This window comes from Bacillus sp. FSL L8-0193 (genome assembly GCF_037976065.1).
Lineage (GTDB): Bacteria > Bacillota > Bacilli > Bacillales > Bacillaceae > Bacillus > Bacillus paralicheniformis.
Genome location: NZ_CP150261.1, coordinates 3872860 through 3899852, shown reverse-complemented (window position 1 = coordinate 3899852; position 26993 = coordinate 3872860). Strand labels below are relative to the sequence as shown.

General features: G+C 46.5%; 28 protein-coding genes. 24 read left to right on the top strand and 4 right to left on the bottom strand.

The window, feature by feature from the left end; translation table 11 throughout:
- Positions 1–337 precede the first annotated feature (337 nt).
- From MHH76_RS19610 to MHH76_RS19540, 15 genes are all read left to right on the top strand, one after another.
- Positions 338–721 (top strand): ATP synthase subunit I, encoded by a 384-nt coding sequence (locus MHH76_RS19610; protein WP_020453262.1) that lies wholly within the window; start codon positions 338–340, stop codon positions 719–721.
- 7 nt (positions 722–728) lie between these two features.
- Positions 729–1460 carry a F0F1 ATP synthase subunit A gene (atpB, locus tag MHH76_RS19605; RefSeq protein ID WP_023857083.1) on the top strand — a complete coding sequence of 244 codons (732 nt, stop codon included), beginning with the start codon at positions 729–731 and terminating at the stop codon, positions 1458–1460.
- 49 nt (positions 1461–1509) lie between these two features.
- On the top strand, positions 1510–1722 hold the full coding sequence (gene atpE, locus MHH76_RS19600; protein WP_020453260.1) for a F0F1 ATP synthase subunit C: 213 nt from the start codon (positions 1510–1512) through the stop codon (positions 1720–1722).
- A 174-nt stretch (positions 1723–1896) separates the two neighbouring features.
- Positions 1897–2415 carry a F0F1 ATP synthase subunit B gene (gene atpF / locus MHH76_RS19595; RefSeq protein ID WP_020453259.1) on the top strand — a complete coding sequence of 173 codons (519 nt, stop codon included), beginning with the start codon at positions 1897–1899 and terminating at the stop codon, positions 2413–2415.
- Positions 2412–2966 (top strand): F0F1 ATP synthase subunit delta, encoded by a 555-nt coding sequence (locus MHH76_RS19590; protein ID WP_020453258.1) that lies wholly within the window; start codon positions 2412–2414, stop codon positions 2964–2966. Before atpF ends, MHH76_RS19590 begins: the two co-directional genes overlap by 4 nt.
- Positions 2967–2973: 7 nt before the next feature.
- A complete protein-coding gene (gene atpA / locus MHH76_RS19585) occupies positions 2974–4482 on the top strand; it encodes a F0F1 ATP synthase subunit alpha (RefSeq protein WP_020453257.1) in 1509 nt (502 codons plus the stop codon).
- An 88-nt stretch (positions 4483–4570) separates the two neighbouring features.
- A complete protein-coding gene (gene atpG / locus MHH76_RS19580; RefSeq protein WP_020453256.1) occupies positions 4571–5425 on the top strand; it encodes an ATP synthase F1 subunit gamma in 855 nt (284 codons plus the stop codon).
- Positions 5426–5450: 25 nt separating this feature from the next.
- Positions 5451–6872 (top strand): F0F1 ATP synthase subunit beta, encoded by a 1422-nt coding sequence (atpD, locus tag MHH76_RS19575; RefSeq protein ID WP_020453255.1) that lies wholly within the window; start codon positions 5451–5453, stop codon positions 6870–6872.
- 23 nt (positions 6873–6895) lie between these two features.
- Positions 6896–7291, top strand: coding sequence for a F0F1 ATP synthase subunit epsilon (locus tag MHH76_RS19570; RefSeq protein WP_020453254.1), 396 nt, complete (start codon positions 6896–6898; stop codon positions 7289–7291).
- A gap of 382 nt (positions 7292–7673) precedes the next feature.
- Positions 7674–7907, top strand: a complete 234-nt coding sequence (locus MHH76_RS19565; protein WP_003186001.1) for a DUF1146 family protein — start codon at positions 7674–7676, stop codon at positions 7905–7907.
- A gap of 136 nt (positions 7908–8043) precedes the next feature.
- Positions 8044–8787: a YwmB family TATA-box binding protein gene (locus MHH76_RS19560; protein WP_020453253.1), complete on the top strand. Its 744-nt coding sequence runs from the start codon at positions 8044–8046 to the stop codon at positions 8785–8787.
- 32 nt (positions 8788–8819) lie between these two features.
- Entirely contained in the window at positions 8820–10130 is a 1311-nt protein-coding gene (murA, locus tag MHH76_RS19555) for a UDP-N-acetylglucosamine 1-carboxyvinyltransferase (RefSeq protein WP_023857084.1), read from the top strand.
- Positions 10131–10326: 196 nt separating this feature from the next.
- The gene (gene spoIID / locus MHH76_RS19550) at positions 10327–11343 is read left to right on the top strand and encodes a stage II sporulation protein D (RefSeq protein WP_023857085.1); all 1017 of its coding nucleotides are present in this window, start codon (positions 10327–10329) and stop codon (positions 11341–11343) included.
- A gap of 316 nt (positions 11344–11659) precedes the next feature.
- Positions 11660–12346, top strand: coding sequence for a VWA domain-containing protein (locus tag MHH76_RS19545; protein ID WP_023857087.1), 687 nt, complete (start codon positions 11660–11662; stop codon positions 12344–12346).
- Between the two features lie 406 nt (positions 12347–12752).
- Positions 12753–13409 carry a VWA domain-containing protein gene (locus MHH76_RS19540; protein WP_043054609.1) on the top strand — a complete coding sequence of 219 codons (657 nt, stop codon included), beginning with the start codon at positions 12753–12755 and terminating at the stop codon, positions 13407–13409.
- A gap of 50 nt (positions 13410–13459) precedes the next feature.
- Here MHH76_RS19540 and MHH76_RS19535 read toward each other — a convergent pair whose 3' ends face one another.
- A complete protein-coding gene (locus MHH76_RS19535; protein ID WP_023857090.1) occupies positions 13460–15811 on the bottom strand; it encodes an FdhF/YdeP family oxidoreductase in 2352 nt (783 codons plus the stop codon).
- Between the two features lie 33 nt (positions 15812–15844).
- On the bottom strand, positions 15845–17107 hold the full coding sequence (locus MHH76_RS19530; RefSeq protein ID WP_023857091.1) for an OFA family MFS transporter: 1263 nt from the start codon (positions 17105–17107) through the stop codon (positions 15845–15847).
- A 266-nt stretch (positions 17108–17373) separates the two neighbouring features.
- Between MHH76_RS19530 and fdhD the strand changes: the two genes are divergently transcribed.
- The 3 genes from fdhD to MHH76_RS19515 all read left to right on the top strand — a co-directional run bounded on the left by fdhD (position 17374) and on the right by MHH76_RS19515 (position 19837).
- Positions 17374–18165, top strand: a complete 792-nt coding sequence (fdhD, locus tag MHH76_RS19525) for a formate dehydrogenase accessory sulfurtransferase FdhD (protein ID WP_023857093.1) — start codon at positions 17374–17376, stop codon at positions 18163–18165.
- Between the two features lie 14 nt (positions 18166–18179).
- Positions 18180–19205: a GTP 3',8-cyclase MoaA gene (moaA, locus tag MHH76_RS19520; protein WP_023857094.1), complete on the top strand. Its 1026-nt coding sequence runs from the start codon at positions 18180–18182 to the stop codon at positions 19203–19205.
- Between the two features lie 152 nt (positions 19206–19357).
- Positions 19358–19837: a hypothetical protein gene (locus MHH76_RS19515; RefSeq protein WP_023857096.1), complete on the top strand. Its 480-nt coding sequence runs from the start codon at positions 19358–19360 to the stop codon at positions 19835–19837.
- 38 nt (positions 19838–19875) lie between these two features.
- On the opposite strand, the gene MHH76_RS19510 is transcribed toward MHH76_RS19515, so the two are convergent.
- Positions 19876–20259 (bottom strand): PH domain-containing protein, encoded by a 384-nt coding sequence (locus tag MHH76_RS19510; RefSeq protein ID WP_023857097.1) that lies wholly within the window; start codon positions 20257–20259, stop codon positions 19876–19878.
- 174 nt (positions 20260–20433) lie between these two features.
- Between MHH76_RS19510 and MHH76_RS19505 the strand changes: the two genes are divergently transcribed.
- The gene (locus MHH76_RS19505) at positions 20434–20835 is read left to right on the top strand and encodes an Rrf2 family transcriptional regulator (protein ID WP_020453242.1); all 402 of its coding nucleotides are present in this window, start codon (positions 20434–20436) and stop codon (positions 20833–20835) included.
- 74 nt (positions 20836–20909) lie between these two features.
- Complete coding sequence (locus MHH76_RS19500) at positions 20910–21551, top strand: NAD(P)-dependent oxidoreductase (RefSeq protein WP_023857098.1); 642 nt, start codon at positions 20910–20912, stop codon at positions 21549–21551.
- Between the two features lie 45 nt (positions 21552–21596).
- Here the strand turns inward: MHH76_RS19500 and MHH76_RS19495 are convergent, their stop codons facing one another.
- Positions 21597–21983, bottom strand: a complete 387-nt coding sequence (locus MHH76_RS19495; RefSeq protein ID WP_031305133.1) for a DUF5362 family protein — start codon at positions 21981–21983, stop codon at positions 21597–21599.
- Positions 21984–22315: 332 nt separating this feature from the next.
- Between MHH76_RS19495 and MHH76_RS19490 the strand changes: the two genes are divergently transcribed.
- The 4 genes from MHH76_RS19490 (at position 22316) to MHH76_RS19475 (ending at position 26993) form a co-directional block, all read left to right on the top strand.
- Entirely contained in the window at positions 22316–23911 is a 1596-nt protein-coding gene (locus tag MHH76_RS19490; RefSeq protein WP_023857100.1) for an AraC family transcriptional regulator, read from the top strand.
- 91 nt (positions 23912–24002) lie between these two features.
- Complete coding sequence (locus MHH76_RS19485; RefSeq protein ID WP_023857101.1) at positions 24003–24959, top strand: iron-hydroxamate ABC transporter substrate-binding protein; 957 nt, start codon at positions 24003–24005, stop codon at positions 24957–24959.
- Positions 24960–24976: 17 nt separating this feature from the next.
- Positions 24977–25981: an iron ABC transporter permease gene (locus tag MHH76_RS19480; RefSeq protein ID WP_020453237.1), complete on the top strand. Its 1005-nt coding sequence runs from the start codon at positions 24977–24979 to the stop codon at positions 25979–25981.
- Entirely contained in the window at positions 25974–26993 is a 1020-nt protein-coding gene (locus tag MHH76_RS19475; protein ID WP_023857102.1) for an iron ABC transporter permease, read from the top strand. Before MHH76_RS19480 ends, MHH76_RS19475 begins: the two co-directional genes overlap by 8 nt.

The following is a 26993-nucleotide window of genomic DNA, read 5'->3' as shown; positions in this document are numbered from 1 at the left end:
GCGTCTTAAATGGGGCGAATTTGTGAACATTTTGTGAGAGACGCTGTGATTATGAATAGTTTTTTAACTTTAAACAGATTGACACCTCAGGGGGGCTATTGTATGCTAAAATAGGCTATTATGATAAGGTTTTCATAGCGGTTATCATAATGACCAGTCCTCTGTTAAAATCCTTTGAAAACCCCATATTTGCAGGCGACAGACAGATCACCGGCCCGAGAATTTTCGGAGTGTGTGAAGTCTTGAACAGAACACTACGTTCTGTAAAATGGTCAGACCGCCTAGTTTACCGTAATCGTAAGATAGATTTAAAATTTTCACATCAGGAGCGTATTTGATGACCGATGCGAGTCTTTCATTCCGTAGGCAACAAAAATATGTCCTATATATTTTAGCAGTCTGCGTGTTAGGCTATGGATTTCTGCCATTTCAGGCGATTTTTTTAGGCCTGATTACCGGCACTGTTTTCAGCTATTTCAATCTCTGGCTGCTGACCAAAAGGATGCAGGCCTTCGATAAAGCAGTGGCAAAAGGCAAAATGATCCGTTCTCTCGGGACTGCTTCCAGATTGTGCAACGCCATTATCGCGGCGGCCATTGCTTATAAATACCCTGAATATATTCATTTGGCAGGCGTCATTGTGGGGTTGATGACAATTTATCCTGTCATTATGATAGATTCCTTTATCCAGCTAAAACGTTCATCAATGGAAGAGAGGTGAAGACCCTTTGCACGAATCAAGAGTTGTTAACTTTTTAGGCCTTAACTTTGATGTATCAAGTATCTTAATGATTACTGTGACAAGCATCATCGTCTTTCTGATAGCGGTGCTGACCACAAGAACACTTGCGATCCGGCCGACGAAAGCCCAGAACTTTATGGAGTGGATTGTCGACTTTGTTCGCAATATTATCGGCAGCACAATGGATCTTAAAGTCGGCAGAGACTTTCTCGCCCTTGGCATAACCCTGCTGATGTACATATTTGTTGCCAACATGCTCGGCCTTCCGTTTTCCATTACAGTAGGCCATGAATTATGGTGGAAATCCCCGACAGCCGATCCGGCGGTTACTTTAACCCTCGCCGTCATGGTAGTAGGCCTCACTCATTACTACGGAGTGAAAAGAAAAGGGTTGGGGGAGTATACCAAAGATTTCTTCAGACCAATTCCGTATTTAGTGCCGCTCAAAATTATTGAAGAATTTGCGAATACATTAACATTGGGATTGCGTCTTTACGGTAATATTTTCGCCGGCGAAATTCTGCTCGGCCTTCTTGCCGGAATGGCAACCAACTTCTATTCTCAAAGCATTTTCATGGGGCTGGTTGGAACCATTGGAGCGGTTGTGCCGATGATCTTATGGCAGGCGTTCAGCTTGTTCGTAGGTACAATCCAGGCATTCATCTTCACGATGTTAACAATGGTTTACATGTCTCACAAAGTAAGTCATGAACACTAAAAACAAGACATATCCGAAAAGGATAACAATTTAAAGGAGGAACTTTTTCATGAATTTAATAGCAGCTGCAATCGCAATTGGATTAGGTGCACTTGGTGCAGGTATTGGTAACGGACTTATCGTATCACGTACAGTAGAAGGAATCGCACGTCAGCCTGAGGCTGGTAAAGAATTAAGAACGCTTATGTTCATCGGGGTAGCATTGGTTGAGGCCCTTCCGATTATCGCTGTTGTTATCGCGTTCTTAGCATTCTTCGGCTAAAAACTTATATAACTAGTAAAATGGCGAAGATCACTGCAAGAGGCCTTCGCCATTGCTTTATGGTTGCTTGAACTGTCATAACGGCCGGAAGAAACAACCTCTTGAAAAAAGAGGGAGAACATTTTTTCGATGGCCTCGGAGAGATAATCTGCAAGAAGGGAGTTGCCGTATTCGATGTCTTTTTTACCACAGGTTATGGGTGCAGGAGTAGGGTTTAATGCCGGAACTATGCTGTTCCAGCTTGTTGCCATGCTGATTTTGTTAGCGCTCTTGAAGAAATACGCTTTAGGGCCGCTATTAAATATAATGAAAGAGCGTGAAGACTACATTACCGGAGAGATTTCCTCTGCCGAGAAAAAGAATGAAGAAGCGAAGAAGCTCATTGAAGAGCAGCAGGCGCTTTTGAAAGAAGCGCGTGAAGAATCCCATTCTCTGATTGAAAACGCGAAAAAACTGGGAGAACAGCAAAAGGATGAAATCATCAAGGCTGCGCGCCAGGAAGCAGAACGCATGAAAGAATCAGCCAGAAGCGAGATCGTCAAAGAAAGAGACCAGGCTGTCAGCGCGCTGCGTGAGCAGGTTGCATCACTGTCTGTGATGATCGCTTCGAAAGTGATCGAAAAAGAGCTTGACGAACAAGCCCAGGAAAAATTGATCCAAGACTATCTTAAAGAAGTGGGAGAAAGCCGATGAGCCAATCAGCTGTCTCCAAACGCTACGCAGCCGCTTTGTTTGACATTGCCCTTGAATCCAAGAAGGTCAATGAAATAGAAGAAGAGCTGACCGTCGTTAAGAAGATATTTATTGATCATAAAGACCTCAATGCCGTTCTGAGTCATCCTAAAGTGCCCGCTGAAAAGAAAAAGCAGATTTTAAAAGACTCGTTCGGATCTGTTTCGACTGCAGTCTTACATACGCTTTATCTTCTCGTTGACCGCAGCCGCACGTCAATCGTCCCGGATCTCGCGGACGATTATGTAAAAATGGCGAACCGGTTCCGCGGGACGGAAGACGCGATCGTATACTCTGTAAAACCGCTCAGCGAAGAGGAAATTTCCTCTTTTTCTCAAGTGTTTGCAAAAGAAGCAGGCGCCGCTTCACTGCGCGTCAGAAACGAAGTGAATCCGGATCTGATCGGCGGAGTAAAAATCCGCATCGGGAACCGTATTTATGACGGCAGTGTAAGAGGAAAGCTTGACCGGATAGAACGTCAATTAGCAGGCGAAAATCGAAAGAAGGGGTGAAACCTAAGTGAGCATCAAAGCTGAAGAAATTAGCACTCTTATTAAACAGCAAATTGAAAATTATCAGTCTGAAATAGAAGTTCACGACGTAGGTACGGTAATTCAGGTCGGTGACGGTATCGCACGCGTGCACGGCCTTGATAACTGTATGGCAGGTGAGCTTGTCGAATTTTCAAACGGTGTGCTGGGCTTAGCTCAGAACCTTGAAGAATCAAACGTAGGTATCGTTATTTTGGGACCTTACAAAGACATCCGTGAAGGTGACGAAGTCAAAAGAACCGGACGGATCATGGAAGTTCCCGTCGGTGAAGAGCTTCTCGGCCGCGTTGTCAATCCGCTCGGTCAGCCTGTAGACGGAATGGGCCCGGTTCTCACAAGCAAAACCCGTCCGATCGAAAGCCCGGCACCTGGTGTTATGGATCGTAAATCCGTTCATGAACCGCTTCAAACGGGAATTAAACCGATCGATGCGCTGATTCCTATCGGCCGCGGTCAGCGTGAGCTGATCATCGGTGACCGTCAGACGGGTAAAACATCGATTGCGATTGACACGATCTTGAACCAAAGAGATCAGGACATGATTTGTATCTATGTTGCGATCGGTCAGAAAGAATCGACTGTTCGCGGTGTCGTTGAAACGCTGCGCAAAAAAGGCGCTCTTGACTATACCATCGTTGTCACAGCTTCCGCTTCACAGCCTGCACCGCTATTGTATCTAGCGCCGTATGCGGGTGTTACGATGGGTGAAGAATTCATGTACAACGGAAAACACGTGCTGGTTGTGTATGACGACCTTTCAAAACAAGCGACGGCTTATCGTGAACTTTCCTTGCTTCTGCGCCGTCCTCCAGGCCGTGAAGCATTCCCTGGAGATGTATTCTACCTGCACTCCCGCTTGCTTGAGCGCGCTGCGAAACTGAGCGACGCTAAAGGCGGAGGATCTTTAACAGCATTGCCGTTTGTTGAAACGCAGGCTGGCGACATTTCAGCCTATATTCCGACAAACGTCATCTCAATCACAGACGGACAGATCTTCCTGCAGTCTGATTTGTTCTTCTCAGGCGTGCGCCCTGCCGTCAACCCTGGATTATCGGTATCCCGTGTCGGCGGATCTGCGCAAATCAAAGCGATGAAGAAAGTAGCCGGTACGCTTCGTCTTGACTTGGCATCTTATCGCGAGCTTGAGTCATTTGCACAGTTCGGATCTGACCTTGATAAAGCGACGCAGGCCAAGCTGAACCGTGGAGCCCGTACAGTGGAAGTTCTGAAACAGGATCTGAACCAGCCGCTCCGCGTCGAAAAGCAGGTTGCCATTCTTTATGCCCTGACCCGCGGATTCCTTGATGATGTGCCTGTAGAGGACATCAGACGCTTTGAAGAAGAGTTCTTTATGTACCTTGATCAAAACCATAAAGATCTCCTTGATTCAATTGCTCAGACAGGAAACCTTCCGGCCGACGAGGACATGAAGGCTGCGATCGAAGGCTTTAAACGTACGTTTGCACCTAGCAACTAAACATTTGAAGTGAGAAAAAGATCTTCTTTTTCTCTCTTTTTCACGTAAATTCGGAGTGAATTTGAAAACAAAAAGGTGGTGAAACCTTTTGGCCTCATTACGGGATATTAAATCCAGAATTACTTCAAATAAAAAAACGAGTCAAATCACCAAAGCTCAGCAAATGGTTTCTGCCTCAAAGCTGAACCGCGCTGAGAGTAAAGCGAAATCGTTCGTTCCATACATGGAGAAAATGCAGGAAGTCGTTGCTGATATTGCGCTTGGATACACCGGAACGCATCCGATGATGTCGAGCCGTCCCGTGAAGCGGACCGGCTATCTGGTCATCACATCTGACCGCGGACTTGCCGGCGCTTTTAACGCTAACGTTCTCCGCAAAGCGTACCAGAAAATCCAGGAGCGCCATCAGTCAAAAGACGAATATGCGGTCATCGCGATCGGAAAAATGGGACGCGAGTTCTTCAAAAAACGCGGCATCCCGGTTATTTCCGAAATGACCGGCATCAGGGACGAAGTTTCCTTTCCAGAAATTAAGGATTTGGCGAACAGTACGATACAAATGTTTATCGATGAGACATTTGATGAACTTTACTTGTTCTACAACCACTTTGTCAGCGCGATTTCTCAAGAGGTGACGGAGAAAAAGCTGCTGCCATTATCAGATATCGCGCCAAACAAAAAAAGAACTTCCTATGAATTTGAACCGGACGAAGAAGAAATTTTGGAAGTGCTTCTGCCTCAGTACGCTGAGAGCTTGATTTTCGGCGCGATTCTGGACAGTAAAGCGAGTGAACATGCTGCGCGGATGACAGCGATGAAAAACGCAACGGACAATGCGAAAGAGCTTATCGCTGACCTCGAACTGTCTTACAACCGTGCTCGTCAGGCGGCGATTACGCAGGAGATTACGGAAATTGTCGGCGGTGCAGCTGCCTTAGAATAGAAAAAGCTTGTCAGGAGGGATAGAGATGAAAAAAGGACGCGTTAGCCAGGTATTGGGACCGGTCGTAGACGTTCGTTTTGAAGACGGTCACTTGCCTGAAATATATAATGCGATTAAAGTTACACATAAAGCGCAGAACGAGAATGAAGTAGATATCGAACTTACCCTTGAAGTAGCGCTTCACTTGGGTGATGATTCAGTTCGGACGATTGCAATGGCTTCAACTGACGGTGTTACACGCGGAATGGAAGCCATCGACCTGGGAGAGCCGATCTCCGTTCCGGTCGGAAACGTGACACTCGGCCGCGTATTTAATGTACTCGGGGAAAACATCGATTTGGATGAGCCGCTTCCGGCTGATGCTGCCAAAGATCCGATTCACAGAGAAGCTCCAACATTTGATCAGCTATCAACAGAGGTTGAAATCTTAGAGACGGGTATTAAAGTCGTCGACTTGCTCGCTCCATATATTAAAGGCGGAAAAATCGGTCTTTTCGGAGGAGCGGGAGTTGGAAAAACCGTCTTGATTCAGGAGCTAATCAACAACATCGCTCAAGAGCACGGCGGTATCTCTGTATTCGCGGGTGTCGGCGAGCGTACGCGTGAAGGAAACGACCTTTACTATGAAATGAAAGATTCCGGCGTTATCGGCAAAACGGCAATGGTCTTCGGTCAGATGAACGAGCCGCCTGGTGCGCGGATGCGCGTTGCCTTGACAGGACTTACAATGGCAGAGCATTTCCGTGATAAAGAAGGCCAGGACGTATTGTTCTTTATCGATAACATCTTCCGATTCACTCAAGCCGGATCTGAAGTATCTGCACTTCTTGGACGCATGCCGTCTGCGGTTGGTTATCAGCCGACGCTTGCAACTGAAATGGGTCAGCTTCAGGAACGGATCACTTCTACAAATGTCGGTTCCGTTACATCGATTCAGGCGATCTACGTTCCTGCCGATGACTATACTGACCCGGCACCGGCAACAACGTTCGCTCACTTGGATGCGACAACAAACCTTGAGCGTAAGCTGTCTGAAATGGGTATTTACCCTGCGGTTGACCCTCTGGCTTCAACTTCTCGTGCACTTGCGCCAGAAATCGTCGGAGAAGAGCACTATCAAGTGGCCCGCCAAGTACAGCAAATCCTGCAGCGCTATAAAGAGCTTCAGGATATCATTGCGATTCTCGGTATGGATGAGCTTTCTGACGATGATAAGCTTGTCGTCAGCCGTGCGCGCCGCGTACAGTTCTTCCTATCGCAAAACTTCCACGTAGCTGAACAGTTTACAGGACAAAAAGGTTCTTACGTTCCTGTCAAAGAAACGGTAAAAGGCTTTAAAGAAATCCTTGAAGGTAAGTATGATCACCTTCCAGAGGACGCTTTCCGTCTTGTCGGCCGAATCGAAGAAGTTGTCGAAAAAGCGAAAGAAATGGGTGTAGAAGTATAATCTGGTCCTAGGAGGGTAAAAGCATGAAGACCTTAAAAGTCAATATCGTTACTCCCGACGGCCCAGTATACGATGCGGATATAGAAATGGTAAGCGTTCGAGCAGAGAGCGGTGAGCTTGGTATTTTACCCGGCCATATTCCGACGGTTGCTCCGCTAAAAATTGCTGCAGTCCGTCTGAAAAAAGACGGTCAAACTGAGCTGGTTGCCGTCAGCGGGGGCATAGTTGAAGTCCGCCCTGACCATGTCACCATTCTGGCCCAGACGGCGGAAACATCTGAACAAATTGACAAAGAACGCGCCTTGGCCGCAAAACGGCGTGCCGAGGAACGTTTGCAAAAGCATACGCCAGATGTTGACATTATTCGGGCAGAGCTTGCTTTAAAACGCGCGATTAACCGGTTGGATGTTGCGAGATAAAGATGAGGATCCTTCCCATATTAAGGATGGGAAGGGTTCTTTTATATTCATGATTAAACAGAATTGAAAATGTTGAAAAAAGTTCACAAATTGTTCGCCTTTTTAGTTTGAATCTATCTATAATACAAAATAGTAAGCTATGTTCTCTTCCGCCAGAAAGAGGATGTAAGACATTCAAGCAAACTCCTCAACATTGGCCTCAGGCAACAGAGGATCACTCCATCTATGGGAAAAAGTTCTATCCATGAACGTCTTAACATGAAACATCAAAACTGTTAAAATGACTTGAAATGACCGGCATTATTCCTTTATCCCACAGCAGAAGAGACTAGGCAGGCCGGAGCCACCAAACCGGCTGGAACGTAAGGAGGCGTCATCAATAATGGAAGAGATCGGACAACAGGCTGCTGTCAGTATCATCGTTCATCTTTTTTTTATTGCATTGACTTGGTGGGCTCTTCTGGCGGTCAATATTGATCCGCTTATCAGGAAAGGAAAAGTCATTCAGGCGAGGGTGTTAATGATCATCATTACAATCGCCGTCGGCTCCACCGTCAGCAATTTTTTCCTGGACTATCTTTATTATTCCAGACAGCTTCAAAATTTATTTTCATGATTGAGTAAAAGAATTTTTGGGAATGGACAAATGTGGGTAACGCCGCATTCCGCAAAATCACCGGGGGACCTTGTTTTTCCACGTATGCTTTTCCTACGATCCGTCAACAATGGAGAGTAGGAGAGGATGATGCGGAATGAAGACAAAACAAACGGTTAATGCCCTCATTTTTATTGTGGTTTTATTTTTAATTGTTCATGTCTTTCAATCGCTTGAAGCAGCGGGCAATACGCCGCTGGAACAGCTGGCGGAAGGTTTGAGCCGCCATGATGTCGAGCTTGAAGAATGGACCCTGCACACAAAAAAGCAGCTTACCCTAAGTGAAAAAGATTTTTTTGCAAAACTGAAACATTTCAAGAAACAGCATCGACAATATCAATGGACTATAACGCGGGAAGACGATGATACAGTTAAAGCAACAGGTGTTTTTCAGGACAAAAAAAATCACATCAATTCCAAAATACATTTGGTATCCACCCACAAAAACCAGAGACTTGTTTCGTATTTATTGTATGAGCAAAAAGGCGCGGGACCACGGGAAAACTGGAATACTACATATAAGCAGTTTGAACGGGATGCATTCGACATAATGCGAGAAAAGACCGCAATTTTTACTTGTCTAAAGGGCCATTTAAATGGTATGATGAATGTTGTTTTGCAAAAAAAAGCAAATGAACTAGTACATGAATTTGATGCAAAGTCAGTTGAAGATTTAATCGAACCAAATTTCGTTTCTATTTCTGCTTACACTAACGAGTGGAAAGAATCCATCAAGACAGAAAAACACCGTATGAATCTGCAAGTCTCGCTTAGAAATGCGGGAATGGGCGAAAAACTTACCGTCACGGTTGGCACACCAATCGTTACGACTGAATATTAATATAGAGAAATTGGGACGCGGAGGGGAATACCTTGGAAAAAATCATCGTCCGCGGCGGTCGAAAGTTAAACGGCACAGTCAAAGTTGAAGGAGCAAAAAATGCCGTTTTACCAGTTATCGCTGCATCTTTATTAGCCAGTGAAGAAAAAAGCGTAATATGTGATGTGCCTACGCTCTCCGATGTATATACGATTAACGAAGTGTTACGTCATTTAGGCGCAAGTGTACATTTTGAAAATAATACAGTAACGGTTGATGCATCTCGCACTTTGTCTACGGAAGCTCCGTTTGAATATGTTCGTAAAATGCGCGCATCTGTATTGGTGATGGGTCCGCTTCTTGCTCGCACAGGTCACTCGAGAGTGGCTTTGCCTGGAGGATGTGCAATCGGTTCAAGACCGATCGATCAGCATCTGAAAGGCTTTGAAGCAATGGGCGCAAAAATTAAAGTCGGAAACGGCTTTATTGAAGCGACTGTAGAAGGCCGCCTTCAAGGCGCAAAAATTTATCTTGATTTTCCTAGTGTCGGAGCAACTGAAAACCTGATTATGGCTGCAGCTTTGGCTGAGGGCACGACAACGCTCGAAAATGCTGCTAAAGAGCCTGAAATCGTTGATCTGGCTAACTATATCAATGCAATGGGCGGTAAAATTCGGGGTGCCGGTACAGGCACCATTAAAATTGAAGGCGTTAAGGCGCTTCATGGTACAAAACATACCATTATTCCTGACCGGATCGAGGCGGGTACGTTCATGGTTGCCGCTGCGATTACCGAAGGGAACGTACTGGTAAAGGGAGCGGTTCCTGAGCACTTAACATCTTTAATTGCGAAAATGGAAGAAATGGGCGTTCAAATCATGGAAGAAGGAGACGGTCTTCGGATCATCGGTCCTTCTGAATTGAAGCCTATTGATTTAAAAACAATGCCACATCCAGGTTTCCCGACTGATATGCAGTCTCAGATGATGGCTCTTTTGATGCGCGCAAATGGAACCAGCATGATCACAGAAACCGTCTTTGAGAACCGCTTCATGCATGCGGAAGAATTCCGCCGTATGAACGGAGATATTAAAATCGAAGGCCGTTCTGTCATTATTAATGGTCCTGTGCAGCTACAAGGTGCTGAGGTGGCCGCAACGGATCTTCGCGCCGGCGCAGCTCTTATCCTTGCTGGCCTTGTCGCTGACGGTCATACGCGCGTAACCGAATTAAAACATTTAGACCGGGGATATGTCAACTTCCACCAAAAACTTGCCGGTATCGGTGCTGATATTGAGCGCGTTAACGATGAAGAAGCGGTTCATATTGAAAATAAAGAAGTTGTATCCGATTTAAACGCATAAATCAACGTGAAATCAGTATGTCATCCGGCATACTGATTTTTATGTTTCAAGTATTCTATATCAGTATGCCTCCCATATCTATCATTATGCACAAGAATGGCTTTTAAAATACGCAGCCGCAGTTGAAAAGTACAGTCATATTAGCTTGTCCCCGCCCATAAAATGAAAGAGACAAAACAGAAATGGGGGCACTGATTTGAAACAGCTATTTATTGTACTAGCAGGAATCTGCATGCTGATTTTACTCATACCAACACTGCTTGTCCTCCCTTTTCACGGGGGACCGGGGGCAATCAAAACAGAAAAGCACGCTCAGCAACACGAGGAAAAAAAGAAAGTCACCTTAAAAGAGTCTCCCGTTTCAATTCCGGTCTACAGAACGGCTGACCGGAAAGTTGAAGACATTCCGCTTGAAGAGTATGTCATTGGTGTCGTTGCTTCGGAAATGCCGGCTGATTTCGATATCGAAGCTTTGAAAGCACAAGCGCTCGCGGCCCGCACATATATTGTGAGGCAAATGGTATCAGAGCAGGCTGTCCGATCGCCGAAGGGCTCGCTCGTCGATGATACGCAGATGTTCCAGGTGTATAAAAACAAAGAAGAGCTCCGCAGGCTGTGGAAGAAAGATTACGATTGGAAAATCAAAAAAGTGACCGAAGCTGTCGCCAGTACGCAAGGCAAAATTTTAACCTATGATCATAAGCCAATTGACGCTTCGTTTTTCTCGACGAGCAACGGGTACACCGAGAATGCGGGGGCTTATTGGACAAGTGATATTCCGTACCTGCAAAGCGTGAAAAGCTCCTGGGATACAAAGTCGCCGAAATTCCTGAACCACAAAACGTTTACTGTCACTGAATTTGAACAAAAGCTCGGCGTGAAGCTGCCCAGCTCAAACAGCATTGGGAAGATCACTGAAAGAACGCCGGGAAAACGCGTAGCGACTGCTGTCATTAATGGAAAGAAGCTTGAGGGAAGAGATATTCGTGAAAAGCTCGGCCTCAAATCGGCAGACTTTGATTGGAAACGCGACGGGAATCAGATTACCGTCACGACGAGGGGTTTTGGACATGGAGTAGGAATGAGCCAATACGGCGCACATTATATGGCGAAAGACGGCAAGAAAGCGGAAGCCATCGTCAAGTATTATTACAAAGGAACAGCCGTATCCAATGCTGATGAATTTTTAAATAAATACATGGCGAAAAAATAATAAAGAGACGTCTGCCTCATTGGCGGCGTCTTTTTGAATGTCATCAAATTTGGCATTCTCATGAAGTTGATGTGCGCCAAAATATTATACAAATATTTCAAGAATCATGTGCCGGAGGGCTTGCTGAACAGCGTCAAAAGGCCGTGAATCTCTTGTCAATATAAGGGTTCACAGGCTATAAAGTCTATTTTATCTGCTTGTTGTATGCTGAAATGAATAACGAGGAAAAGGAGACATGCCCTATTTATTTCTCCCTGGTGTTCTTCTACGATATTAATGTGTTAACGACTTTATTTAAGAAAGGGGAAAGGGAGAAATGAAGAAGAAGCTGACATTAGGGATTTTGACCGCTATGGTTCTTAGCCTTGGTTCACCTGCTTTCGCAGCTGAGAAAAAACAGGAGGTAACAGTTGCTGAAGATTCGCCTAACATCGCGATTATGCTTGATGCAAGCGGCAGTATGGCTAAAAAGATCGGCGGAGTCTCAAAATACGAGCTTGCCAAAAATGAGGCGTTCAGCTTTGGTTCAAAGCTTGAAAATGCAAACGTGCTCATGAGGGTTTTCGGTTCAGAGGGAAACAATAAAAACTCCGGAAAAGTACAATCCTGCAATGCAATCAGAGGAGTGTACGGATTCCAAACGTATGACGAGCAAAGCTTCCGCAATTCATTAAACGGCATCGGACCGACTGGATGGACACCGATCGCAAACGCGCTGCAAGATGCCAAAAACGCGCTTGACCAGCAGAACAACAACGGGAAAAACGTCGTCTATCTGCTGACAGACGGTGAGGAAACATGTGGAGGCAACCCGGTAAAAGTCGCAACAGAACTGCGCAAATCTAATGCGGTTGTCAACGTAATCGGCTTTGATTATGAAGGAGATTTTCACGGACAATTGACAAGCATCGCAGCAGCTGGCGGCGGTGAATATTTCCAAGCAAAAACCAAAAATGACATCAAAAGAATTTTCACTCAGGAAGCAATCGAGCTTTCTAAATAAACTGGAAAAAAGCTGTGGACATGTTTCCGCAGCTTTCCTTTTTTGATGAAAAGAATGTCAAAAGTCAAGTAAAACACTTTACAAATATTAAGTTATTGTTTCAGAACGTTGAACCCCGCTGAATCCTTTGGAGGGGTAATTTGTCGTAACTGTTGTTTTATTGGGACGAAAACGGTCTTTTAGCGGACTTTTTTGGTAGGACTTAAGTGGAAGTGTCGGTCGATTATCGTAAGGATTATGAAGAATTTGTGAATTTGAAAAGGAGATCCGGCCTATTTATTTCTATCAAGCCTTCTTTTACGATGTTGGTGGACTAGATCTCATGCGGAAGTTCGGTCCGAAAAAAAGTGCGGAAAGGAAAGTGAGAAAGGTGAAAAAAAGGTTTACTCTGTTAACAACGTTCACCATGCTTTTGTCATTGGCTCCGGCTGCTGCTTTCGCGGCTGAAGACGGAAATGCGGACAACAGCAAAAAAGATGTCAATGTTGCAGTTGTGCTTGATGCAAGCGGCAGCATGGCACAAAAGGTTGAAGGAGAAAGAAAATTTGATATTGCCAAAGAATCCGTAACCGACTTTGCTGACCTGCTTTCAAGCGATGCGAATGTTATGCTGAATGTGTTCGGACATAAAGGCAACAATAAAAACTCCGGAAAAGAACTATCTTGCGGTACGACGGAAACCGTCTATGATCTGCAGCCGTTTTCTTCCAACTCGTTCGAAAACGCTTTAAGCGGAATTAAGCCTACAGGCTGGTCTCCGATTGCAAAATCTCTTTATGATGTAAAAGAAGATCTTGCCGATAAAGATGGTAAGAATTATGTTTACATCGTGACAGACGGTGAAGAAACATGCGGAGGAGACCCTGTTCAGGCAGCGAAAGATCTGCGCAAATCCAACATTAAAACAATCGTCAACATTGTTGGACTTGATGTGAAAACCGTGAAAGAAAAAGCTAAGCTTAAAAAAGTAGCTGCTGCTGGCGGCGGAAAATTGATTGAAGCCGACTCAGCTTCTGATTTTAAAAAGGTATGGAAAGAAGAAGGCGTAAAACTGTCTCAGTAACTCCGTACGAGAGCGGGACGGCCGCAGTGCCGTCCCGACCTTCTGTTAAGCTAATCTGTCGACATTTCGAGTTCTTCGATTCGTTTTTCTGCATAGCGCGGATCTTTTCTTGAATGGAAAATCTCCGCCTTTTCAATCATGACCGCCGTGTTGTATTCCGGAATACGGGCATGGTTTTCGTATACGCCTTTAGGGATCAGGACATTTCCTTCCGGCCAGTAGACCGCCGTGTTTCCGCGTTGTACGGTGGCATATTTTGCCCGGCCTTGGAAAGTTCCGTAGCGGTTGAATAGAACGATCGCTTCTCCATCTTGAATATAAAGCTCCTCGGCATCTTTTGGATTGATCATGACATCCCGGCGATCTGCCGCGTTGAAAGGATCTTTTTCACTATAAATCATCGAGTTGAACTGTTTTCCCCTCCTTGTCGTCACGAGGAAGCGTCCTTCAGTTTGTCTGTTTTCAGGAAGATCGACGGGGATCAGGTTACCCTTACCGTCTGCCGTCGGACACATCCCGCCTTCACAAAGCCAGGCGCCGCCCCATTGAAAGACATCTCCGCGTTTTTTTAAATGCTGAATCCCGTCATAATTCCTGTTGGCAGCAGCGATTTCTTCACGGATTTCTGCAGCGTCGTCAAAATGGATCAGTTCTTTGTCTGCGGGCCGAACCCGTTTGGCAAGATCCATATAAATTTCCCATTCAGAACGGGCTTCTCCGATGCGCGGTCCTTTAATTTCAGGGCTGAAATAGACCATCCGTTCCGTACTGGTCGAGGTTCCTCCGCCAGGCTGTTCATATCTTGTCATTGCGGGGAGAATGATAACTTCTTCTTTGGCATCGACAAGGGTGGAAGTATTGAAGATGATGTCCTGATGGACTCTCATCTCAACTTCCTGTAATGCTTTTTTGATAAAATCGGGGTTCGGCATCGTTTCCAAAAAGTTGCCTCCGCTCGTATAAAACACTTTTACTTTTCTTTCGCTTTCGTTCGGCAGCAGCATGTTTTCGATTGTCTGGCCGATCGTATCGCCTTGCCAAGTCGGTATACGGAAGCCCCAAATCTTCTCGATCCGTGCGGTAGTTTCTTCGTCAAAATCACCGCCTGGCAGGACGAAAGGATCGGCACCCATTTCTCCAGAACCCTGCACACCGCTGTGCCCTCTGATCGGCATAAGGCCGCAATGCTTTCTGCCGATGAATCCTTGTAAAAGGGCGAGATTTGCCACCTGTGAAATGTTGTCGGTCGCAAAACGGTGCTGTGTGAGTCCCATGCTCCAAATGAAAACGCCGGTTTTCGCCCGGGCCAGCAAGATGGCGAATTCTTTCATTCTATCTTTCGATATGCCGGATGACTCTTCAAGCGTCTTCCAATTTTGTTTTTCGATATGCTGTTTAAGCTCATTGAATCCGTTTGTGTGTGCTTCGATAAAAGCGCGGTCAATGCTTGAACCGGGGGCCTCCCGTTCCATTTCAAACCAGTGCTTCATTACCCCGTTCATAAAGGCAATGTCGCCGCCGATATTGACTTGGTATACGTCATCAGTGATTTTGGTGCCGAAAAGGGCGCTCTCAGCTATCGATGGAATCCAGTATTTCTCCATCGAAGGTTCCAGGTACGGGTTGATCATAATGATTTTTGTTCCCGCTTTTTTGGCGGCATACATGTATTTTGTTGACACCGGCTGGTTATTGGCGGCGACAGATCCCCAGAAGACGAGGACATCCGTCCCGATCCAGTCTCGGTAGCTGCAGCTTGAGGCGCCGATGCCAAGGGACCTTTTTAAAGCCGTTTTGCTTGGCGAGTGGCAGATCCGCGAGGCGTTGTCAATGTTGTTTGTGCCGATAAACCGAGCCGCTTTTGCGGCTGTATAGTATACCTCATTCGTAATACCCCTGGCCGTTAAATAAAAGGCGAGCTGTCGTTTATCAATCGATTTGATTTTGTCCGCGATTCGGCTGAGTGCTTCGTCCCATGAAATTCTCGAAAACGACCGTTCTCCTTTTTTTCTCGACAGCGGATAAGGGATACGTCCGAGCTTTCTCAGCTCGGTGCTATCCAGCTTTCTCAGCTGTTCAATGTCGGCGGACAGCCATTTGTCCTCGATCGCAGGCATCGTATTTAAGCGGAGGACGTTCAGCCGCGTCGTGCATAGATGAGGCCCTGCGAGCGTCTGATCACGGAGCCCGGATACACCGAGCGCACAGCCGTCGCACACGCCTTGCGTCAAAATTCTGTAGGCGTACGAAAGGTTGTCTTTATTGTCCCACGCCGTTTTCATCGTATCTCTGATATGCTTTGGCTTTACCTTTCCGAGTCCCAGCGGCGCCCAAGACGCCCACAGTTTTGGCGCGGGTTTTTTATTCAGCTTCATCGGACCTTCATGCTTTGTTTTTCCCATTCCATTCTCTCCTTTCCAGCGGATACTGCCAGATCATCCTTTTATCGAGTTTGAGACATGAACCGCCGCTTTTTTTCGCAACTGTTTAATGTCGGTTCTAATGAAGATCGAAATGAACAGGCCGATGGCGAACAGTGCTGCGAAAACCGTCAGGCTCTGGCTGTAGCTTCCTGTTGCATCACGCACCCAAGAAGAGAACATCGGGCCCGCAAGTCCTGCCGCCGCCCATGCCGTTAAAATGTATCCGTGAATTGCACCGAGCTGCTTTGTTCCGAACAAATCCCCGATATAAGCCGGAATTGCGGCAAACCCGCCTCCATAGCACGTATAGATCAATGCCATCAAAACAGAGAATACGGCCTTGTCAGAAATAAACGGCAAAAGCGGAAAGGCGATCAGCTGTACAGCGAAAAAGACGGTATACGTATTCGGCCGGCCGATGTAATCAGATGCTGAGGCCCAGCCGATCCGCCCTAAGCCGTTAAATGCGCCCAAAACGCCGACGAGAGCGGCAGCAGCGGCGGCGGACATGCCCGCACTTTCCTGCGCCAGCGGCGAAGCGATGGATATGATGGCGATTCCGCACGTAACATTAATAAAAAGCATCAGCCATAAATAATAAAAGCGTTTCGTTTTAATGGCTTCATTTGCCGTCAGCTGGGAAATATCGGCGCTTTGCGCCTTTCCGTTTTTTTCGGTTGAAAATCCTTCAGGCTTCCAGCCGTCTTCCGGCGGAGCGAGGTAAAGCGAAGACAGCATCATCACAAGAAAGTAGCAAATGCCGAGAATAAAAAAGGTATTGGCTATACCGACCGCTGAGATCAGCATCTGTATGATCGGGCTGCTGATCAAGGCCGCAAATCCGAATCCCATAATGGCTAGCCCCGTAGCCAAGCCGCGGCGGTCAGGAAACCATTTAACAAGCGAAGATACGGGCGTAATATAGCCGACGCCGAGTCCGATTCCTCCGAAGACGCCGTAAAACAAATAAAGCAGGGGAAGGGAGCCGATCTGAACGGCGAAGCCTGAAAACGTCACGCCAGCTCCGAAGAAAAGAGCGGCAAGCATGCCTGCTTTTTTAGGGCCGTGCTTTTCGACGAAGTGCCCCAAAAATGCGGCTGAAAGACCGAGAAATAAAATAGCGATGCTGAACGTCAGGCTGATCTGGCTGAGGCTCCAGCCGAAGGTTTCAGCGAGCGGGTTTGTAAAGACGCTCCATGCGTATACAGACCCGATAGACAAATGAATACCTACAGCACATAAAGCAATGAGCCACCTGTTTTTCACTTTTTTCATGCGAGAACCTCCTGTGGAAAAGAAAGGCTTGTCATAAAGACAGAAGGCTGCCGGGGAGCGATTGTTTGAAAGCGGTTTCCGGGGTTGCTGCGAAGAAAGGCAGTCTGTTTGAAAAGTGTATATTTTTTGAACTTTTAAAAAATAATATCATGTTTTCAAGCTATCAACAAGATGAAGCTTCCAAATTTGACCTGACGGTTGTGAAACGGCATGATAGACGAGTATAGTAATAGATATGATAAGAAACAAAGGGGCGGGGTTTATTCATGGGGAAAAACATCACAACAAGCCGAAAAATTTTCCGTTATGATAATGGAGAGATGACACAGCAAGAAGATCAGATGGCAACGGAATTCCCCCTGACTGTCATGGTGAACGGTGAGGAATTTGTCACGCTTGTTTGTTCGCCGGACAGCCTGGAAGAACTGGTGATCGGATTTCTCGCGTCTGAAGGTGTGATCCGATTTAAAAATGAGATTAAAAGGTTTACAATAGATGAAAGTCTCGGATTCGCATATGTCGACCTTGTCAGCTCAAAAAAGCTGGTACTGAAGGATTACACGAAGCGGGTGATCGGCTCCTGCTGCGGAAAAGGGCGGCATTTTTATTTCCAGCAGGACGTCAAAACCGCAAAAACGGCGATTGACGGCGTGACCATTACGCCTGAGAACTGTTTGGCGCTGATGCGCGACATGCAGAAAAACAGCAAGCTTTTTCGCCATACGGGGGGCGTTCATAATGCCGCTTTGTGCAGCACTGACAAGCTGATTGCAGTCAGATCTGATATCGGAAGACATAATGCGCTTGATAAATTGTACGGATATTGTCTGCTTCACCAGGTCCCTGTGCGCGACAAGCTGATCGTGTTCAGCGGCAGAATTTCTTCGGAAGTGCTGCTTAAAGCCGCAAAAATCGGGGTTTCCGCGGTCATTTCCAAGTCGGCGCCGACCGAGCTGGCCATTCAAATGGCAGAGGAGCTGAATATCATGACGATTGGTTTTGCCAGGAACCGGTCATTTAATGTATATACGCATCACGAGCGAATTCAGTTAACATAAAGGAGGCAACAGGCGTGAACAACAACAGTGAACAAGTTTTGGATCAGAAAAGCCGGCCGCTTCGGGATTTAAGAATTTCTGTCACCGACCGCTGCAACTTAAGATGTACGTATTGCATGCCTGCCGAAATCTTTGGACAGGATTATCCGTTTTTGCCAAAAGGCGAACTGTTGTCCTTTGAAGAGCTTGAACGATTGGCCAAGCTGTTTGTTCATCAGTTCGGGGTGGAAAAAATCCGCCTCACCGGCGGCGAGCCGTTGATGAGAAAAGATATGCCGGAATTGGTCGGGAAGCTTGCGGAGATCAAAGGGATTCGCGATATTGCGATGACGACGAACGGCGTTCTGCTGCCGGTTTACGCTGACAAGCTGAAAAAAGCGGGGCTGAAACGGGTTACGGTCAGCCTGGATTCCCTGGATGACGAGCGTTTCAAAGCGATCAACGGCAGAGGCGTCTCCGTCAGCAAGGTGCTGGCCGGAATTGAAGCGGCGAAAGAGGCCGGACTCGGCGTCAAGATCAACATGGTCGTCCAAAAAGGGGTCAATGAAAAGGATATTTTGCCGATGGCCCGCTATTTTAAAGAAAAAGGCCATATTTTGCGGTTTATTGAGTTTATGGATGTCGGGAACACAAATGAATGGAACCGTCAGTCAGTGGTGACAAAAGCGGATATCATCCGGATCATCAATGAAGACATGCCGGTTGAACCGATCGACCCGAACTACAAAGGAGAAGTCGCCAAACGGTACGGATATCTGGACGGTTCAGGAGAAATCGGTTTTATCTCTTCTGTATCCGATGCTTTTTGCAGCACGTGCAACAGAGCAAGACTATCAGCGAAAGGCGAGCTTTTCACATGTCTTTTCGCATCGAGCGGGTTTGATTTAAGAACTCTGATCAGAAGCGGGCAGACCGATCAGGAGCTGGCTAAGGCGATCGGCACCGTCTGGCGGAATCGCGATGACCAGTATTCGCTCGACCGCGCTCTTTCAAAAGCGGCTCCGCGGAAAAAGGTTGAAATGTCCTATATAGGAGGATAATTGACCGCCTTGGAGAGAGCCGTCCATTGAAAAGATGGGCGGTTTTTTTCATGCTTCAGAGGCCGGCTTGACTTGCATATTGACAGGTTTGATACGGGGGGAAAAGCGGAAATTCTTTAAAAAACATGGGCTGAAACAGAAAGGATGATTGAATGTTCGGACTGCAGGATATTGTCAAATTCTTCTGGTCGTTCTTGATCGTTTTTCCCGCCGTGTCGGTGCTTCATGTCTTGGGCCACAGCGTCATGGCGGTGTTGTTCGGCGGGAAATCTTCGCTTGAAATCGGGATGGGCAAAAAATTGCTGAAAATCGGCCCTGTGCAAATCAGAAGTGTTTACTTCATGGATTCCTTCTGCAAATACGGAGATCTGAAATACGATAACCGTTTTACGAATGCGATGATTTATGCCGGCGGATCGCTGTTTAATTTAGCGTCTATTTTTATTGTCAATCTGCTGATTATCAAAGACATCATACCCGAAAATATTTTTTTCTACCAGTTTGTTTATTTTTCAACCTATTATGTATTTTTTGCTCTGATTCCCGTGAGATATTCCGAAAATCATCTATCTGATGGAATGGCAATTTATAAAGTGCTGAGATATGGGGAGAAGTACGAGATTAATAATTGAGTATGCCGGCTGCGGGCACAACCCGAAGCCGGCGTTTTTCAGACATGCATGATGTCTTCAGGCAGTTTCCTTAGCTTTCGAACGGATTCGATGAATGTTTCCAAAGGATCACAGCCGCTAAAATATTGAAATGCTTCCCGATCCCCGTCGTTCATCACGACGAGGTGATCGCCTCCTGTTATCAGCCCTTTTTCTCGGCGGAACGAGGAGATGGTATCATAGCGGATGTCAAGGTGAAAAGGGGCGCCAAACAGAGAAGAATAAAACATGAGCCGCCTGTCAGTGGCCGCAAGCACGCCTCTGTAAGGAGTGTAACGTGCAGACAGTCTCGCGTTATAAGCGCAAAGAATAATAGATCTGATCTCTTCATTCGGCTCAAGCCGGACATCCAAAGCTGCTTTTCCTTCTGCTATCTCTTTCATTGAAAACACTCCTTTCATCAATCAATACGAAAGATCCTATGAAAAAGTTCCAAAGTGAGACATGAAGGTGGTTTGAAAAAAATTTTATTTATTCTTACGATTATTAAGGATATGATAATAGTTGACAAAAAACTTATCCTGTAACTATAATAATTACATCGGTGGTGAAAACTTATGGTGAACACCCGTCTTTCAGTGGCCATTCATATTTTGTCTTTAATCGCTGCAAACCCGCGGGAATCTTCGGAAATGATCGCCGGGAGCGTCAATACGAACCCGGTTGTGATCAGACGCATGATCAGCCAGCTCAAAAAAGGCGGTATTCTGACGTCGCGGCCGGGAGTGGCCGGGGCAACCCTGAAAAGAGATCCTGAAGATATATCTCTGCTGGATATTTACCGCGCGGTTCAGCCGCAAGAGGAATTGTTTGCGATTCATGACAAGCCGAATCCAAACTGTCCGGTTGGAAGACAAATTCAAACAACGCTTGACCAAACGTTTCACAGCGTTCAGCAGGCGATGGAGAACGAATTGGCCAGCAAGTCTCTTAAAGACGTCTTAACTCATCTCTTTTAAATAAGAGATGATGTTTCATCATCAACATGTAACTTATTTTGTTACAAATACTTAAATTATTGGAGGAAGCGATTATGAAAATTGGTATTATCGGTGCAAGCGGTCAAGCGGGCAGCATGATTTTAAAAGAAGCATCAGAAAGAGGACACGAAGTGACGGCAATTGTCAGAAGTGCGTCAAAAATGGCGAACAGCGGTGCAACTGTCGTTGAAAAAGACATTTTCAACCTAACAGCGGCAGACATCAAAGGATTGGATGTTGTCGTCAATGCATTCGGCGCGGCTCCAGGGCAGGAGCATCTCCATGTTGAAGCTGGAAGAAAGCTGATTGAACTGTTTAAGCAGGCTCCTGAAACAAGATTAATCGTCGTAGGCGGTGCAGGAAGCCTTTATGTCGATAAGGAAAAAACAACCCAGCTGTACGATACGCCTGAGTTTCCTAAAGAATACTTGCCGACGGCTAAAAATCAGGGGCAGAACCTTCAGGATTTGAAAGAAGCGGAGGGACTGAAATGGACGTTCATCAGCCCGGCGGCATTTTTCAATCCGGAAGGAAAGCGAACAGGTTCATATCAAAAAGGTCAGGAAAACTTAATCGTAAACGCCGCCGGAGAAAGCTACATCAGCTATGCAGACTATGCCATTGCAGTGGTGGACGAGGCTGAAAAAGGCGAGCATATCAATGAGCGTTTCACTGTTGTCGGTGAAGCCGAATAATAAAAGCCTGTCTTGGGATCAATTCCCGAGACAGGCTTTTGATTTTCATTCATAATAATAAGGATCATATCCGCTGTGTAAATCAGTAAGAATACCTAAAAAGATGAGGAAGAAAAAGGCGACTATGCATAAAATAAAGATCACAATAATGGATAGTAAGAAGAAAAATTGCCATTTCATAAACTTCACATAGTTGTCAAGCAAGGCTTCATGCGGTTCTTGCGGCATGTCATCACTCATTTTCTGAGCGGCGTTTGCCGATTTTATAAGGTAGATCCCCGAAAAAATCATCAGCACACCTGGAGCGGCTCCGATGATAAGCAAAGAAATTCCGAAGAAGGCATAGATGCCTCCGCCGATAATCATAAAAACGCCGGTTATTTTCCCCCATTTTGCAATCGCATCAAGCGATTTTTTCATGCTGGATGTCATTTCCAAAATAAGAAGTCACGCCTTCCCTTTAAATATAGTCATTTCTCTATAGTTATACACCAGGCAAAAAGATATTGAAATGATAAGTATTGATTTTTTATTATATTTTAAAGTGCACATTGGGCAAATGACCGCACTGACAACATTATTCCCCAATAAAAGCGACTGTGTTATAGTAAATCGTAAGAAGCATATTGCTATAAGTGATGTGAAATGCACCTTGCAAACTGGTATTTTGTGCCGGACCAGAACCCCGCAACCAATTTACCATATTGTTTTAGGGGCATTTTTATTTTTGTGATATTACTGGTGTTAAGAAAGGCGGTTTTTCTATGAAATCTTCTTATTTCTATCGTCTCTTGCAAGTCGATCATATAAGAAAGCCCGGCGATCTTCCGGATGAACAGCAGCTGGCAGACTCTTTTGTTTTGATCTTTCACTTGAAGGGTGAAGGGAGAATTGATATACAGGCATCAGGCAGTCCGCTCCAAAAAGAAACGCTGTATATTGTTCCGCCTTATGAAACATTCGGAATCACAGCTTCGTCAGCTGAAATCAGCGGGTATCTCATCAGGCTGCAGCCCTACAGCTATGACGACCGCCGCCTGACACTTGAAGCAGACACCGATCCTGACGTTTTTTCCGACCTTCAGATGATGAATGTCCATTCTGTCGGAAATCTGGCCTCCCGCCTTCAGGAACTTTCCGCCTTATGGCCGGCATCTTCAGCACTCCAGGAGCTGAAATGCCAAGCAGACCTGCAGCAGCTTTTGTACGATATCTATTCGGCTAAACTGACCCATCCCGAAAACACCGCATCAGCCATAGGAAAAACAAAGGAGTATATTGAAGAGCATTCAGATGCACACCTGACGCTTGATCAACTCGCGCAAATGGCCGGAATCAGCGCGAAGCACTACAGCGAAACGTTCAAAAAGCTGTACGGTCGAAGCGTGACAGAGTTTATCACTGAGACGCGGATGACGAAAGCAAAGCAGCTGATGGCAAAAGCAAGCTACAAGCTGAGGGAAATCTCAAGCCAAATCGGGTATCAGGATGAATTTTATTTCAGCAGGACATTTAAGAAGCATACGGGCTTATCCCCGACCGTTTATATGAAAAAAAGGCGCAGGAAACTGGCGGCCTACGGCCAGAATACGATCGGTCAGCTGATACCGCTGCACCTCATTCCTTACGCAGCTTCTCTGCATCCGAAGTGGACATCGTATTACTATAAACATTACGCGGCAGATATTCCGGTTCATCTGAGCGCTTACCGCTTTCACGAGCCGTGGGAAGAAAACCTGCGGACATTGTCATCGGCTGCCCCTGAGCTCATTATCAGCATGGACAGCGTGTCTCACGAGGAACGGAAACAACTCCAGTCGATCGCCGATGTCTTCTTTTTGCCTTCACAGGAACAATGGAGGAGGCATTTTATGCTGACCGCATCCCATTTGGATGAAGAAGCGGAGGCTCAGAAATGGCTGCTGTCTTACCAGCGTCTCACCGAAACCGCAAAAGAAACGCTTTATCCAATCTGCGGACGCCGAAGTTTTTTGTTTTTGCGCCTGCATAAACACGAGATTTATCTGGCGCATAACCGCTCTGTTCAAGATGTATTTTTCGGCGACCTTGGCTTTGAACCTGCTGTATCGCTGGAAGAACCGATTGACCGGTCCGTCTCCATCGAAACGATTGCGGCATATCAGCCGGATATCATCATGATTTTCATTTTTAAAGAGCCCGAGACGCTGGCATTCTACCGGGAGCTGCAGCAGTCGGCTGCATGGCAGGATTTGAAAGCGGTGCGGCATCACCGGGTGTATCAGGTGAATTCAGATCCTTGGCGGGAATATTCCGCATGCAGCCATGAACGAATCATTCGCCAGGCGGTTCGGCTGCTGTCCGGAAAAAATCCATTTTAATTGCCGGATATAATCCATGGTGTTATCGAAGAGGCAACCCTATAATTTTAATTGATAATAGTTATCAATTAAATCAGGGGGTCTCAGTCAGATGAGAAAACTATCAATCTTATTATTTATTCTCCTTCTCGCGTTTGGCGCAGCGGGATGCGGGAACAGCAAAGAAAAGGCGGGCGGCGATGGCAAGAGCTCAGCATCAGCTGAGAAAAGCATCGAGTACCTCGATCATACATACAAGGTGAAGACCCCGGCCGAACAAATCGTCATTACGGGAAGCGTGGAATCGATGGAAGATGCCAAGCTTCTGGATGTTCACCCGGCCGGTGCCATTTCCTTCTCCGGAAAGTTCCCGGACCTGTTCAAGAGCATTACTGACAAAGCAGCTGCCGTCGGTGAAAAAACAGAACCGAATCTGGAGAAAATTCTTGAGCTTAAACCGGATGTCATCCTGGCTTCAACGAAATTTCCGGAAAAAGTGGTGAAAAAACTGGATAACATCGCGACGACGATTCCTGTTTCCCACGTTTCTTCAAACTGGAAAGACAATTTAAATCTGCTGGCTGAACTGACAGGCAAAGAAGATAAAGCGAAGCAGATTATTTCGGATTATGAAGCAGACCTTAAGGAAGCAAAAACAAAGCTTGAGAAAACGGCCAAAGATACAAAAGCGCTCGTTGTCAGAATTAGACAAGGCAATGTCTTTATCTATCCGGAAGACGTATTCTTTAATTCCACATTATACGGCGAGCTCGGCTTCACAGCTCCAAAAGAAGTCAAGGCGGCAAAAGCCCAGGAGTTGGTTTCTTTAGAAAAACTGAGCGAAATGAATCCGGACTATATGTTTGTTCAATTCTCTGACGATGAGAATGCAGACAAGCCGAATGCGCTGAAAGATCTAGAGAATAATCCAATTTGGAAAAGCATTTCTGCAGTGAAAAATGACCATGTATTTGTCAATGCTGTAGATCCGCTTGCGCAGGGCGGCACGGCATGGAGCAAGGTTGAATTTTTAAAGGCTGCAGCTGAGAAATTGGCGCAGAACAAATAGAAAAGGTTTCTTGAACGATGCATTCAAAGCAAATGACCCGCATCATTATGATTTCTGCTCCGTTTGCCATACTGCTGTCCGTTTTTCTGTCGGTATGTTACGGTGCAAAACAGCTTGAGCCCGAAGTGATTTTTTCAGCGCTGCTGCATTTTGATCCGGGCAACACAGATCATCAAATCATTTGGCATTCCCGCCTTCCGCGCGCTGCCGGCGCTCTTTTAATCGGAGCGGCGCTGGCGGTGTCCGGTGCGCTTATGCAGGGTATCACCCGAAATTATTTAGCTTCTCCGTCGATTATGGGCGTTTCCGACGGATCAGCATTTGTGATCACGCTGCTGATGGTGGTGATTCCGGGTTCGACCTCCCTGGAGATGATGGGCTATTCGTTTATCGGATCAGCCGTTGGCGCCGGCCTCGTCTTCGGCCTCGCCTCGGTGATTCCAAACGGTTTTATGCCGGTTCAGCTTGCCATCATCGGAACGGTCACAAGCATGCTGCTCAGCAGTCTGTCAGCGGCGATGTCGATTTACTTTCAAATTTCCCAGGACGTCAGCTTCTGGTACAGCGCCAGGCTGCATCAATTGAATCCCGAGCTGCTGAAGTATGCTGTGCCGTTTTTTGTGATCGGCATCATTCTGGCGCTCTCTCTCAGCAAAAAAGTGACAGCTTTATCATTGGGAGATGACATTTCCGAAAGCCTCGGCCAGAAAAAGCAGGCCGTCAAATGGACAGCGATGGCAGCGGTTGTCATTCTGACAGGCTGCTCCGTCGCCATGGCGGGAAAAATTGCTTTTGTCGGACTGATTGTACCGCATATTACGCGTTTTCTCGTCGGGGCGGATTACAGCCGGATGATTCCATGCTCCTGCGTTCTCGGCGGCATTTTTTTGACGCTGGCCGATCTTCTCAGCCGGCTGCTCAACTATCCGTTTGAGACACCGATTGAAGTCGTCACTTCGGTGATCGGCGTTCCTTTCTTCCTTTATTTGATCAAAAGAAAAGGAGGGGAGCAGCGTGCCTAAAAAGGTTGCAGTCATCTATGCTGTTTTTATTGTGCTGATTCTCACAATCTGTTATCTCAGCATAACAATAGGATCGTTTGCCGCACATCCGGCTGAGCTGTTATCAACATTGCTTCACATCAATCCGAATGAGCAATACGCCATTCTTCTTTTTGAGCTGCGTCTTCCAAGGATTGTGACGGCAGCACTCGTGGGTCTTGGGCTCGGCATTGCCGGTTCCGTTATCCAGGCGATGACAAGGAACGGACTGGCTGACCCGGGAATCCTGGGGATTAATGCCGGTGCGGGTGCAGCAATCGTCGGCTACATGCTGATCTTTCAAGGCCAGACTGAAACGACAAGCCTGCTCGCTGCAATGGGGATGCCATTCTTCGGCTTGATCGGGGGCATTTTGGCGGCGATATTCATTTTTATGTTTGCCTGGCATGGCGGCAACTTGGATTCGGGCAGAATTATTCTCGTTGGGATCGCGATCAATTCGGGTTTCAGCGCTATTTCGCTGTACCTGTCATTGAAGATGAATCCGAATGACCACGAAATGGCCATGGTTTGGAAAAACGGAAGCATCTGGTCGGCGAATTGGACGTATATTCAAGCGGCACTGCCGTGGCTGCTGCTTCTCATCCCATTCCTGCTGACAAAATCCGGCCTGCTCGATACCATTCGCTTTCATGAAGATACGGTGAAGAGTCTCGGCGTATCCGCCAATGTTGAAAAAGTGGTGCTGCTGACGGCTTGTGTCGGCATCATCAGCGCCTGTGTGGCTATCTCTGGAAGCATGGCATTTGTCGGCCTGATTGCTCCGCACATCTCGCGGAGGCTCGTCGGCGTTCTGCACCGCCACTCATTGCTGTTAAGCGGATTGATCGGGATGTTTCTCGTATTATGCGCTGATTTTGCCGGAAAGCTGCTGTTCCAGCCGTCCGAAGTGCCGGCGGGTATCATCCTCGCCATTTTCGGTGTGCCTTACTTCTTATTTTTACTGTTTAAACAAAAAAAGACGGTTCATTAG